14 protein-coding genes are annotated in these 13,098 nt (G+C 43.1%); 7 read left to right on the forward strand and 7 right to left on the reverse strand.

The window, feature by feature from the left end; genetic code table 11:
- The 3 genes from psbE to L8106_RS21775 form a co-directional block, all read right to left on the reverse strand.
- A partial coding sequence (gene psbE, locus L8106_RS21765) for a cytochrome b559 subunit alpha (protein ID WP_009786617.1) occupies positions 1 to 189 on the reverse strand: 189 nt, incomplete at its 3' end.
- A 298-nt stretch (positions 190 to 487) separates the two neighbouring features.
- Positions 488 to 1,498 carry a photosynthesis system II assembly factor Ycf48 gene (locus L8106_RS21770; RefSeq protein WP_009786618.1) on the reverse strand — a complete coding sequence of 337 codons (1,011 nt, stop codon included), beginning with the start codon at positions 1,496 to 1,498 and terminating at the stop codon, positions 488 to 490.
- 26 nt (positions 1,499 to 1,524) lie between these two features.
- Entirely contained in the window at positions 1,525 to 1,866 is a 342-nt protein-coding gene (locus L8106_RS21775) for a rubredoxin (RefSeq protein ID WP_009786619.1), read from the reverse strand.
- A 603-nt stretch (positions 1,867 to 2,469) separates the two neighbouring features.
- On the opposite strand from L8106_RS21775, the gene ndhC reads away from it, so the two are divergent.
- From ndhC to L8106_RS21805, 5 genes are all read left to right on the forward strand, one after another.
- Positions 2,470 to 2,832, forward strand: a complete 363-nt coding sequence (gene ndhC / locus L8106_RS21785) for a photosynthetic/respiratory NAD(P)H-quinone oxidoreductase subunit C (RefSeq protein ID WP_039896942.1) — start codon at positions 2,470 to 2,472, stop codon at positions 2,830 to 2,832.
- 30 nt (positions 2,833 to 2,862) lie between these two features.
- A complete protein-coding gene (gene ndhK, locus L8106_RS21790; RefSeq protein WP_009786623.1) occupies positions 2,863 to 3,588 on the forward strand; it encodes a photosynthetic/respiratory NAD(P)H-quinone oxidoreductase subunit K in 726 nt (241 codons plus the stop codon).
- Positions 3,581 to 4,087, forward strand: a complete 507-nt coding sequence (locus tag L8106_RS21795; protein WP_009786624.1) for an NAD(P)H-quinone oxidoreductase subunit J — start codon at positions 3,581 to 3,583, stop codon at positions 4,085 to 4,087. The genes ndhK and L8106_RS21795 overlap by 8 nt, the downstream gene beginning before the upstream one ends.
- A gap of 439 nt (positions 4,088 to 4,526) precedes the next feature.
- Positions 4,527 to 6,122, forward strand: coding sequence for a hypothetical protein (locus L8106_RS21800; protein ID WP_009786625.1), 1,596 nt, complete (start codon positions 4,527 to 4,529; stop codon positions 6,120 to 6,122).
- Positions 6,123 to 6,320: 198 nt separating this feature from the next.
- Positions 6,321 to 7,586, forward strand: coding sequence for a pitrilysin family protein (locus L8106_RS21805; protein ID WP_009786626.1), 1,266 nt, complete (start codon positions 6,321 to 6,323; stop codon positions 7,584 to 7,586).
- A 102-nt stretch (positions 7,587 to 7,688) separates the two neighbouring features.
- On the opposite strand, the gene L8106_RS21810 is transcribed toward L8106_RS21805, so the two are convergent.
- From L8106_RS21810 to L8106_RS21825, 4 genes are all read right to left on the reverse strand, one after another.
- Positions 7,689 to 8,774 carry a DUF3616 domain-containing protein gene (locus L8106_RS21810; RefSeq protein WP_009786627.1) on the reverse strand — a complete coding sequence of 362 codons (1,086 nt, stop codon included), beginning with the start codon at positions 8,772 to 8,774 and terminating at the stop codon, positions 7,689 to 7,691.
- Positions 8,775 to 8,834: 60 nt separating this feature from the next.
- A complete protein-coding gene (locus tag L8106_RS21815) occupies positions 8,835 to 9,620 on the reverse strand; it encodes a DUF1206 domain-containing protein (protein WP_009786628.1) in 786 nt (261 codons plus the stop codon).
- 48 nt (positions 9,621 to 9,668) lie between these two features.
- A complete protein-coding gene (locus L8106_RS21820; RefSeq protein ID WP_009786629.1) occupies positions 9,669 to 10,484 on the reverse strand; it encodes a DUF2382 domain-containing protein in 816 nt (271 codons plus the stop codon).
- A gap of 165 nt (positions 10,485 to 10,649) precedes the next feature.
- Complete coding sequence (locus tag L8106_RS21825; protein WP_009786630.1) at positions 10,650 to 11,474, reverse strand: DUF2382 domain-containing protein; 825 nt, start codon at positions 11,472 to 11,474, stop codon at positions 10,650 to 10,652.
- 222 nt (positions 11,475 to 11,696) lie between these two features.
- Here L8106_RS21825 and L8106_RS31715 point away from each other — a divergent pair, with 222 nt between their 5' ends.
- Entirely contained in the window at positions 11,697 to 12,533 is an 837-nt protein-coding gene (locus L8106_RS31715) for a hypothetical protein (RefSeq protein WP_156803787.1), read from the forward strand.
- A 49-nt stretch (positions 12,534 to 12,582) separates the two neighbouring features.
- Complete coding sequence (locus L8106_RS21835; protein WP_009786632.1) at positions 12,583 to 13,044, forward strand: BON domain-containing protein; 462 nt, start codon at positions 12,583 to 12,585, stop codon at positions 13,042 to 13,044.
- The last annotated feature ends 54 nt before the right edge of the window (positions 13,045 to 13,098 follow it).

Consider the following 13,098-nt stretch of genomic DNA (forward strand, 5'->3'; position numbering starts at 1 on the left):
TTCTTGACGTTCTTGAGTCGGGAAATATTCATCAGGACGGGGAGTTCCAAAAGCATCGTAAGCCAAACCTGTACTTACAAATAACCAACCTGCAACAAACAATGCCGGAATCGTGATGCTATGAATCACCCAATACCGAACACTGGTAATAATATCCCCAAAGGGACGCTCCCCGGTATCACCTGCCATATCTAAATTCTCCTGATTACAACGGTTTACAAATCGGATGAGAGACTTGAAATTATACTACGTTTTGTGAGTGGGGTTTTAAAAGCCAATCTCCCCTGCTTTTTGACAGAGGCTGGTTCTATTTTTATCCCGATCCCTAGACAAGAGAAATTTCATCTTTCCCCTGTCTCGCATCTGGGCGTTTCAATTCCAAAAGTTTTTCAGGGTCTTAAACGCCTATCACTGTATTATGATACGAAATTTGTGAGTTTGTAACAACCCAATTGAGCCATTGATCTGCTTTCATTCAGTTTAGAGTTCAAACCGCCGCTTGGGAAGGCTGACCTGTATATCTCAGTAGCGTTCCTCTTTGACCCAGGATAAAACCTTTTTCTGGGTTAATAAACTTAATGCGGTTAAAGTTAGAGGGAATATCTTCAACTTCGCGATCTTTGAGCCAAGTTTCTCCCCCGTCCAAACTACACACCAAGTTACCACTACCGCCACTGATCCAAATTTCTGACGAGGTACGATAAGCCAAGTCTAATAATCCCCAACTGGTGGTATATTCAGGCTGAATCGCTTCGCCCCATTCTTCAGGATTTTCTGGATCGGTAAATCGGAGTTCACCGCCTCGGGCAATCATCCACAAACGACCATCTTCACCAAAGCCCATATTTTCTAGGCGTTTAGAGCTATAACGGTTGTGGGGTTCCCATGCTGTTGATCCGGGTGTCCACATCGAATAAAAGTTTCCTTTCGCCGATACAGTCATATATTCACCCTCAGAGGAACGGGCGACATTACGAACAACTCCCACGGCTTCTTCGACTAGGGCTTTCCAGTGTTCACCCCCATCTTCTGTGCGATAAATAGCACCGATATCAGTTGTCATTTCTGCTGAACGTGGCCCGAGTGCAACGATCTTGTAAGGCGCACCGGGAAGTTTAGAACTTAATTGAATGCGAGTCCAAGAATTTCCGTTATCGGTGGTATGGAGTAAAACAGAAGGTTCACCGACAACCCATCCTTCAGAATCCGAGAAACTGACTGATGCTAACCGTACCTTTTCTTCGCCTAAGTCTAGGGCTTTTGTTTCCCAACTTTTCCCGCTATCGGTTGTTTCTAACAGCGTGGAATTACTACCGACAACCCAACCATGATTTGGGTCTTGTTCTGAAAAAGCGACATCAAATAAATTGGCATCGGTAGCAATGGGAATCAGTTCCCAAGGGTTATAACTGAGGGCGGGCAGATACTTACAACTGGTACACAGGAGAATAACAGCAAATACAACTAGAATTTTTCGCAAAAATTTCATTAAACTCATGGGTTTTAGATCGGTTCAAGTTGCTTTTATTTCAAAGCATACAAGCTCATAAAAAACAGAAAACCTAAGGCTAGTCCACCAAAAATTATGAGGTTTTTTTGTTGAGAGGTCAGTGTATTGACACCTAAGCCATAGTTCAAATTTTCTTTAAAGCCAGAAGGCCCTTCTTTCGATCCAATGTTGGAAAACTGACTTCTTGGCGCCCCACAAACTGGACAACGCCAGCCAGCAGGAATTTCTTCAAAGGGTGTTCCGGCCGAAACCGCTACTTTTCCCATTGAAGTTCCTTTGGTGGGTTCGTAAACGTACCCACAGGCTCTACATTCGTACTGATCTAGCGGTTGAACTTCAGTAGCTTGATCGCTCATAGCTTAACCTGGAGGAGTCATTAATTCTTAAAATGTCTATTACATAATATTACAGAATCTCACCAAAGCCAATCAAAAAATGGAATAGAGCGGGGGACCAGGCAGGGCCGTTTCGTTCTAGCCCTAAAACTTGATTTGTGGGGGGGGGTGGGGAGGTAGTGAGTCCACCCCCGTGCGCGGGGAACCCGCGTTGAGGGGAGTGGCGAACCCGTGCGCGGGAGGTAGGGAGGTAGGGAGGATTTTTATTAATCAAAAGCTATTTTTCCTCGGAAAAAACTCCTCTCCCCACCACCCCATAACTCTTTCACCCCATCAACCCCGGCAATTTTTAACTCGGGAAGCGAGTCATCCGCAAGCACCGCTGCCGACCGACTCGGATTTCAAATCCGAGTCGCAAGCGGCAGTGCATTCCGCACCTTGAAAAGGCGGTGAACGGATGACTGAGAATGAAACAGCCCTGGGGAACAGGGAGACAGAGGAGATAGGGAGAGAGAAAAAAACTTCTGACCTGACGACTTCTGAAGAAAGCCTGCTCCACTCACCCAAGGCAACCATATAATGTATAAAGACAATTGATAGTACACTTTCCGTCAATCAGCCATCGTGTTTATTCTCAGTGGTTATGAATACTTTCTAGGCTTCCTGATTATCTGTAGCCTAGTCCCCCTTCTTGCTCTTGGTGCATCCAAGCTGGTACGTCCTCAAAGCCGAAAGGGTGTGCGACGCACTACCTATGAGTCGGGTTGCGAACCGATCGGTGGTGCTTGGATTCAGTTCAATATTCGCTACTATATGTTTGCCTTGGTGTTTGTCATTTTTGACGTGGAGACGGTATTTCTCTACCCCTGGGCGGTGGCCTTTCACAAGCTGGGATTGTTAGCGTTTATCGAAGCATTGATTTTTATCACCATTCTTGTAATTGCCTTAGTTTACGCATGGCGCAAAGGCGCACTGGAATGGTCTTAAGTAGTTGTTAGTTAGAATTGCACAGAAACTATGACAAGTCAGAGTATTTCCCCAGAAACCGGGAAAATCATCAATCCCATCGAGCGACCTCAAGTTACTCAAGAACTGTCAGAAAATGTGGTCTTAACCACTGTCGATGACCTGTATAATTGGGCAAGACTATCGAGTTTGTGGCCGTTGCTATACGGTACGGCTTGCTGTTTTATTGAATTTGCAGCATTAATTGGTTCTCGGTTCGACTTTGATCGCTTTGGTTTAGTACCGCGTTCGAGTCCTCGTCAAGCCGATCTGCTGATCACCGCAGGTACAATCACGATGAAATATGCACCTGTGTTGGTGCGGTTGTACGAACAAATGCCTGAACCCAAGTATGTAATCGCCATGGGTGCTTGCACGATTACTGGCGGGATGTTTAGTATGGACTCGACCACTGCCGTTAGAGGTGTCGATAAGTTGATCCCAGTGGATGTATATATCCCGGGTTGTCCTCCTCGCCCAGAAGCGATCATTGATGCGATCATCAAACTGCGGAAGAAAATTTCCAATGATTCTCTACAGGAGCGAGGAAATTTACAACAAACTCACCGTTACTACACTCGTTCTCATCAAATGAAGGTAGTTGAGCCGATTTTGACGGGTCAATATTTACAATCTAGCACTCGTCAAACTCCACCCCCGCAACTCACTGAAGCGATGGGAATGCCTGTACCCCCGGCACTGTTAACTGAGCAAACCAAGGAGGAACAGCGTGGCTGAAACTGAAGAAGCAGCAATTGTAGAAGCCGGCCCAGTTTCCCAGTGGCTCAGTCAAAATGGATTTGAACATGAATCCTTAGAACGAGATCACTCGGGAGTAGAGATTATCAAGGTTAGTCGGGATTATCTTATTCCTCTGTCTACAGCCCTCTACGCCAACGGATTTAACTATTTGCGGTGTCAATGTGCCTATGACCTTGGCCCGAGTGAAGATCTCGTCAGTGTTTATCATTTGGTAAAAGTTGACGATAATGTGGAACAACCTGAGGAAGTATGCGTCAAGGTATTCGTTCCACGAAATGATCCAAAAGTTCCGTCAGTTTACTGGATTTGGAAAGCAGCCGACTTCCAGGAACGGGAGTCCTATGATATGTACGGTATCGTTTACGAAGGTCATCCTAATCTGAAGCGAATTTTAATGCCTGAAGATTGGGTAGGCTGGCCTTTGCGAAAAGACTATATCTCTCCTGATTTCCATGAATTGCAAGATGCCTATTAATGATTTTCGGGTCAGATTAATAACGTTGTGATCAAACGGCACTCCTGTCAATTGGAGGGAGTGCTGATTACAATTTCAAGAATAGGCAAAAGCAATCTACGACGGGATGGAGGCAACCGAAGTGCATTGTCAGATTTCCGAAAAGTCTGGTATAGTTGCCTACGATTAGGTAGCATTTATGTCTAGCCTAAGTTTCGTTGTATTTGGCCGCAGGGCTTGCGGTGTCAGCCTGTAGAGCGAGTGTAAGACCTGAAAGATTCCTAAGTCTAGAGGGCATCTGCATTAGAGCAGGAACCTAAATCGTGAGGTTTAGGAATTCTCCCCTTGAGGGAGGAAAGGATGCCAAGAGAGCGCATATGTACGATACCATTTAGGTTGCAACATTATATAGTCCTACGGGACTCGTCTTCGTACAATACTTTGGTGGAGGAGTTAAATTGTGAGTACTATTAGAGGCTCAGTATTTCAGGATCTTAACGGTAACAGTTTTTTTGATCTCGGTGAAGGTCTTCCAAACATTACAGTATTCTTAGATGACAATGGGGATGGTCTTCCGGGCGACCTTGAGCAAATAAGATTAACCGACTTTAACGGCGAATATTCCTTTGCGGATTTAGCGGAAGGAAGCTTTACTCTCGATCAAGTGACTCCCCCCGGTTTCAATGAACCTGTGGGTGTACCCATCTCCCTCGCGACAACAGGTGATCCCAACGAACGGATTGATATCAACATTCTCAACACAAACCTGACCCCACCGTCTACCCCAGCCCCAACAACTGGAGTGATTCGGGGTTCGGTTTACGTTGATAACAACAGAAATGAAATCTACGAGCCTTTTGGGGATCTCGGTGAACCCACGCTTGCAGACGGCTTTCCGGATGCAACAATCTACATTGACCTCAACAACAGTGGTTTCCGCGAACCCAGTGAGCCTTTTTCTGAACCCAATGAAGCAGGTTTCTATTTCTTTGGGGACTTACCACCCGGCTCCTACTTACTGAGAGCTGAACTTCCACGAGGGTTTGAGTTACTGGGAGACAACCCGATCGTCGCTCCTGTGGCTGCGGCAACAGTCAATGAACTCAACATTCCTGTTATTGATCCAGACAGCATTTATGGTCGGGTGATCCGTGACCTCAATGGTGATGGTCTGCCTCAGCCTTCTGAACCGGGACAAGCGGGAATTGATCTGGAGATTATTGGTGAAGATGGGATCAATGTCGTCGCCACAACCACTAGCGACGATAATGGGTTCTACATCGTTTCCAATCTCAATACAGAGATTCCTGGATCGGATGACCCGCAAAACCCCTTTGCTGAATACATTTCCAGAACAGAACCCGAACGATTTGCTCGAGATTTTGTCGTCAATTTTGATGTCGGTTTACCTTCGTCCGCCTACATCTTTACCTCTCCGGTTCCTCCTGTCGGAGAATTTCCGGGTGAAATTGGTGCCACAGTTCCTCCGGATTGGAGTCGCCAAGTTAACTCTACATTAGTCTTTAATCCTGCGGGAACGGTTCTGCCTGTTCCTGATAGTATTGCGGGTGTGGTGTTCAATGACCTCAACGCGAACTCTCTGCTTGATACCGATCCGGTAACAGGTTTACCTGATGGGCCGCTCGCGGGCGCGACAGTCTACATTGACTTGGATGATGATGGTGAACTGGGAGGGGATGAACCCAGTACCACAACGGACTTCAACGGGAACTTTATCTTTACCAATTTATCTGCCACATTACCCATCGACCCGTTAACAGGTTTTGCGGCGACCGAAGATACTTACGTGGTTCGAGTTGAGCCAACAGACATTCAAGAGAACTTAACCACTCCGATTCCGGCGATCACTCTAGCGGATGGAGAAGCCGCTCAAGTGACGTTGGGATTGTCAAGTGTAGTTCCCTTCCCACCGGGAAACCAATTTGCTCAAGAAGGTGGTGGTATCAACCCCGACTCACTGATCCCCGTCAGAGGTTTCGATCCGTTGGTATTGGCAGCTCCGACTCCCGTTTTTACTCCCACTCCCATTGTTTAATTAAGAGTCGTTAAGCTTCGTGTATTAAGTCATCGCCAGGAAAATCAAGGCTAATCTAATCAACCTTCATCCTATTCCTGGGATGATTTTTTTATGGAGATTTCTCACATTTCAGACAAAATTGTATCAAAATACTCAAATCAAGTTTAGAGAAAACGATAATATTAATAGATTAAGTTAAGTTTAACTTCTATTAAATTGTTTCAACAGCAAACCGCTTTAGAGTTTCCTGGAAGTATATTTCGACTAGACAATGGATTAACGATCATTCACCAGGAGATTTCAGCAACTCCTGTCGTTGTCGTTGATGTTTGGGTCAGGGCTGGAGCGATTCAGGAGCCTGAACCCTGGTCAGGTATGGCTCACTTCCTAGAACACATGATTTTCAAAGGGACAGATAAAATTGCCCCGGGAATATTTGATGAAGTGATTGAAAGTCGAGGTGGAGTAACCAATGCCGCCACAAGCCACGACTACGCCCACTTCTACATCACCACAGCCGAACAATACCTAGAAGATACTTTACCCCCGCTCGCTGAATTACTCTTACACGCAGCGATTCCGGATCAAGAGTTTATCCGAGAACGAGATGTCGTTTTAGAAGAAATTCGTCAGGCTGAAGATGATGTGGATTGGATTGAATTTCAGTCTATGATGGGAACGCTCTACAGTCATCATCCCTATGGACGTTCAGTATTAGGAACCCAAGAAAAACTAATGCAGCGATCGCCTGAAGAAATGCGCTGTTTTCATCAATATCACTACCAACCGGAAAACATGGCGGTGGTGATCACGGGTGGAGTCCAAAAAAACCGCACTCTGAGCGCAATCCAAAAAGCTTTTGATCGGTTTCCCACCCCTCAACCTTGTCCTTGTGTTGGCTTAACGCCCTCACCCAAAATTCAAGAAATCCGTCGTCAAGAACTCCAATTACCAAACGCTGAACAAGCAAGATTAACGCTAGCATGGCTAGGCCCAAACGTTAACGAGTTGCGAGACGGTTATGGCTTAGATCTACTCTCTGTCATCCTTGCAGAAGGACGAACCTCTCGTTTAGTCAGGATGTTGCGTGAGGAACTGCAATTAGTTCATTCTCTAACAAGCTGCTTTTCTTTGCAACAACAATCTAGCGTACTAACCATTAATGCTTTATTAGACACCGAGCAGATTGAAACCGTTGAAACTCTAATTTGTGATTGTATTACCCAACTGCACAACGAACCCATTTCTGAACTCGAACTGAAACGCAGTCAACGTTTACTCTGCAACGATTACGCTTTTTCGACTGAAACTCCGGCTCAATTAGCAGGCTTATATGGGTATTATTTTACCATAGCTCAACCCGAATTATCAATGATTTATCCGAGTGAAATTAAATCATTTCAACCTTCAGACTTGCAAAAACTCGCCCAAAAGTATTTAAAACTAGATTCTTATTCCGTTACAGTTATTAAACCCTGTTAAACATTAAACTCAAGGTAGGTTGAGTAGAACTGGAGAAACAAGACACCAGTTGTTTCTGAGTAAACGTTTTGTAACCCAACCTACATTTGACAATCAAGATCTCTACAACTCAGACTTCAAACGAAAAACATCAGCCAGTAACTCATTACCATTAGGTCTTCTTTCGGGAGCGGGTGAGTCATAAACAATCAGCACAGAATCCGATTGTCCTAGACAGGGAAAATGAGCAATTCCTTCAGCTTTATCAGCCCCAACCTTAATCGGCAAATCAAACATAACCTCTAAATGTTTTGACTCTTGCCAATAAATCATTTCCTCAGTTCGCTTTTCAATATTTTTCAAACGAAAAACTCGCATCGCCCCATTGAGATCCATTGTTGGGCCTCCGAGAATAATTAAATCACCATCATGTAAAAACAGTTCTCGAATTCCTAATCCATCTAACTCAATAAAATGCTTTCGATAGAGTTGTCCATCTTTTTCTATCGGTTTGAGCGTCAGAACACCGGGTTTTGTTTCTTCAACTTCGATCTCCAAAATAATCGCCAACCCCCGCAAAACAGGCCCTCTCAATCCCAGAAAAATACGATGTTTACTAACAGCTAAACCCTCAATATCAAGTCCATTATCCTTAGACGGTAAACCAGTGGAAACAATCGTACCAATATGAGGATCAGACTTGAGACTTTCAACTAAAATATTACCTTCTTTCGTCGTCTCTAAAAGAGCAGCAGTGCGTTTTTTTTCAGGATCATCTTTCAAAGTACAAGACTTAATTAAATTACCATCAATCACCGGAATACGAGCAATTAAATAGCGATTCGCCTCCGACTTGACTTCAGATAACCGCTCAACATCTTTTTCAGGATCTTTTCCCTTTGGTTTTTTCCGTTTTGTGCTATGAGAACCCATCACCCACAAATAACCGTGAGAATAATCCATCCCTTCAATATCAATTTCATCCTCAGTATTGGGGAGTTCAATAAAATCCAAAAGAGAAAAATGCTTGTGATTACCAAAAACAAATGGTTCTACCTGGGAAAGTCGCTCGACTCCTAACAACTCATCAGAACCCACCCACAAACTCCCATCTGGGGTGATCGCAGCCGCAGAGAGTTCACCGACTAAATCATCTGAACTGTCTTCAAACCGCAAGAGAACCCGACTTAGTAAAAAACCTTCTGACATTAGCTTAATTCAATCAACTTACAGTTATTTTTAATGCTGTGATCTTACTCTATTTTGGGCTTAATTTGTTTTGAAGTGGCGATAACGAGCTTGTACCAACATATAAATACCATAAGCAATTAAACCAAAAGCGGCGATCGCTAGCAAGAATTTACCATAAGGCTGCTGTGCGATAGTGTGCAACGCTCCATCAAGTCCCCGTGCTTTACTCGGTTCAAATTGTCGAGCAGCTTGAATTAAAAAGAAACCTAACATCGTAAAAATAACGCCTCTCGCTGTAATCCCAAAGCGACAGACATTGACTACTAATTTTTCTTGCTTATAATCCAGTTCTCTTAGGTTTAACTTTTTGCGAAACTTAGTCTTATAAGCTTTATAAATATAATAGAAACCCAGTCCAATAATTAATGCACCGAGAGTTCCGACTAACCATTGACCAAACGGTTGTGAAAGTAGACGAGCCGTCCCCGTTTGTTTACTATCGCCCCCGCCTCCACTGCTCGATCCGATTGCGAGTAGAGCGGCATTTACAGCGACACCTGCATAAATTAAACCACTAATAATATAACCCAATCTTGTCACAATTCCCTTGAAATCTGACCCTTTGTGATCGGGATCTTTAATCGCTTCAACAAATCGCCAAATGACATATCCAACTAAGCCAACAGCAACTAAAATCAATAATATTTGTCCAAAAGGTTGAGCTGCAATTGTTCGCAAAGCGCCTTTAGTACCCGTTGTTTTTCCACCCGAAGTAAATGCGGCCATAACTGCTAAGATACCAATTAGCCCATAAACTGCTCCTTTGGTTGCATATCCAAAACGAGCTAACCTTTCTACCCACATGACTTAGACTCTCCCAAAATATAATAAATAATTTCAATATCCGATTAACTAAGGCTGAGTACACCGATCAAAAAGCTCTTGATATTGTTGCTGATATTGGGGATCATTGAGAACCAATTCAACCCGAACTTTAGTACATCCGTGAGCATCTTCCATCGCCAGAGTATGTAATAAATCACCTGCTGCTTTCAAAGAAATAAATTCACCCTGAACCGTGGTTTTATCTGAATTACTCTTACGGGTTTTGAGTTCAACTCCCTCGATTTTTCCCTGTGATAAATCAATTTCAGCTAAGGGTTTATCTGATGATCCGACTTGTTCAACGATTAATTTTTCTCGTCGCACCGGAACTTCAACTATTTCAGTTTCAACTTGTTTACGAACAACCACTTCACCGATTTTATGGCGATCATGTTTCACCTCTAATCGTTCAGCCAGTAGACGTATTGTTTCACTTTCTACAGATTCGTGATAGGATTCGTCTTCATCGTTAGTAGAATCATGATTATCCTCATAGTCTGAATCATCAACGGATGGGATATTATCCTTTTCAGTTAAACTTTCATTCCAAGAGGCTGAATATTGATTTAATTTTTCTTGCATTTTTTCTGTGAATCTGATCACAAATTGATGATTTTCTAAATCCGCTTTAATAATAGACTTTTGATGAACTCTAAACACAGGTTTTGATTGTCCTGGTAACGAAAAAAGAATCTGAATTTGATCAGAATCATTTTTTAAAATTCGTTCAATTTTACCAATTAATCTTCTCTTTTCATCAACAACTGAATAGGTTTTAATTTCTTGTGACGTTGATAAACTTTCAGGAGAAGAAACGGTTTGATAATTATTTTGAGTTTCCATTTTCTAGTTTTATTCTAAATTAATCAGCTCAAAATTTTAGTTTTTATCGAATTGCAGCTCAACAGAAGTGTTAGGTGGTTGGTGTTAGGAAAAACCCCAGACCCGACCAACCACCTAAGACCCAATTCAAGCTAACTCTCACGGTTTTTAATTAACCTGGTTGTTTTATCGCTTAACCACAGGTTCTCCATTTTTATTAACCCGTAATTCTTCACGACGGAGGGTTTCCTCTGCTGTCACGGTATCGCGATCAACTTCTTTGCGGACATTCACTTCTTCACGAACATAAGCTTCCTTATGAATATCTGCGGTTTCTTCGTAGACATCCATGCGAGCCACTTCACCTTCTTTGAAGTTCGCAGTACCTGGCTTCACCCGTTTTCCTGCATCGTCAGGTGTAGTCCGTTCGACAACTACTCGTTCTTTTTCAACCGGAACAGAAGCCTTTGCTTTCTCTGTTTCTACGGTTTTCCCAACAACAACTTCACCCGCTTTATGACGATCTTTGTTTGCAATTAAGCGTTCTTCGTAGAGCTTAAATTCACCATGATCGCGTTCGTTTAAATCAAACAACTCGGTATCGTTATCGTAGCGATAGTTGTTGCGATCATAACTGGCTTGAGGCTGACGAGTCCGATAACTTTGGCGAACCCGTTCTTCATAGTCGTAATCGACTTTCATATCGCTATCATACTTCGGTAAAGCCTCAGCTTGTTCTTTGCTGGTTAAACCTAAAGCATAAAGCTTGTGATCGTTAAAATCAATCCGAGAGCGACCTACGGGTAATAATACCTTCTTACCGAAAATCCAGAATCCTGTGTCAAGGACGAAATAGCGGATGCGACCTGCTTCATCAACTAAAGCATCATCGACTGAACCAATTTTTTCGTTACTGGTTCCCGCATAAACGGTATACCCTTTAAAGTCGTTTCCTTTAAACAACTCATCAACATAATTAGGATAGTATTCTTTAATCTTTACTAAAGCCATAATTTATTCTTGTGTCTCTTTGTTCACTACACTTACAACAATAGAGAATAATCAAGTTTAATCAATCCTCCCACTGAGAGATTTAAAAGCTATGTCGGGGGATGGATGATAAACACAGAGAAAATATCCGATACTAAAGAAAATAAAGATAACATTGATCTTTACCTTTCTCAACATTTTGAAGAAAGGACTATTGAAATAGAGAAAAAGAGAGTAGAAAATATGGTCACAAGAACAGATACAGATTATAAACGAGCAATTGGAGTTTTAAAAACTCGGCGAGAAACAGAACAAGCACTTTATCAACTACGCGATCGCGGGATTGATCTCGAACAAGTGTCTGTAATTGCCCCGGACTCCGATCCAAAGTCAAAAGACGCAGATGTTGACGTTTATACCCATTCTCAAGGAAATCATGCCGATAGTGGGGCGGTTGGAGGTGCGATCGCTGGAGGTGCGCTCGGAACGATTACCGGATTATTAGTCGGTTTGGGAGCTATTGCCATTCCTGGAGTTGGGCCGATTTTATTAGCTGGTGCGGAAGCAACAGCGCTAGCAACGACCTTAGCCGGAACTGCAATTGGTGCGACATCGGGTGGAATTATCGGGGCTTTAGTGGGTTTAGGAGTTCCTGAAGACCAAGCCAAAGTGTACAATGAGCGACTCTCCCAAGGTCAATATCTTGTGATCGTCACGGGAACACCCAGAACCGTTGGACAGGCAGAAGATATCCTCCACGATCAAGGAATTGAAGAATTACACGTTTATGATGCTTTGCAAGTCGAAGTGACGCCGACGATGGATAATATGGTTTCTCCATCCACTCTTAAACGGGAAGAAAATATTGCAACATCGAATCGAGTGGTACACCAAGAACATCCCGAATTGATCGAACGAGAAAAAAGGACGACTGTAACGCCAAAGGCTGAGACAGAACTCTTTGTTAAATCGACAGCAGATCGGCGAGAAAATCTTAACAATATTGATCGCGACAGGGTATCTACAAATCCAGAAGTGATCGTGATCGATAAGCGCGATGAGAAATACAAAAAGTCTTAAAGACTGGAGAATTTAATCTTTTTATTGAACAAAATTGGAGGAAAAAACCATGAAAAAGTTAACATCTTTGATTATCGGTAGTTTTGTTTTATTTGGGGCGGCTGGATGTGATGTTGCTCGTACCAGTGCAGATGCTCCGACTTCTATCGACGGTGAAGTTGAAGACCCTCAATTGGTAGAAGAAACTCAAGAAGATGCTGATAGTAATACTCGCCAAGCTCAATTAAGTTCAGATATCCGGGCGCGAGAACAACGTAACGATATATTGGGCGATCAACAAGAACGAGCTGATTCTGATATTGAAAGTGAAGTTCGTGCAAAATTAGAAGCGAATATTCCCCGAGGTAAACTGACTATTCAAGCCGAAGATGGTGCAGTCGCCATTGGCGGAACCGTACCCGATCAACGAGAGTATGAAACGATTGAACCGTTAACGAAAGAAATTCTTGGGGTAGATTCAGTTGATATTAGTCAGGTAAAAGTTGTAGAACCCACAGGTTCAGAATCCTAATCAAAAGTGGATTAAGCTGAGTTTAGAGTTGAGTTAGACCCATTTTAAAGGTAG

The organism is Lyngbya sp. PCC 8106 (genome assembly GCF_000169095.1).
Taxonomy (GTDB): domain Bacteria; phylum Cyanobacteriota; class Cyanobacteriia; order Cyanobacteriales; family Microcoleaceae; genus Capilliphycus.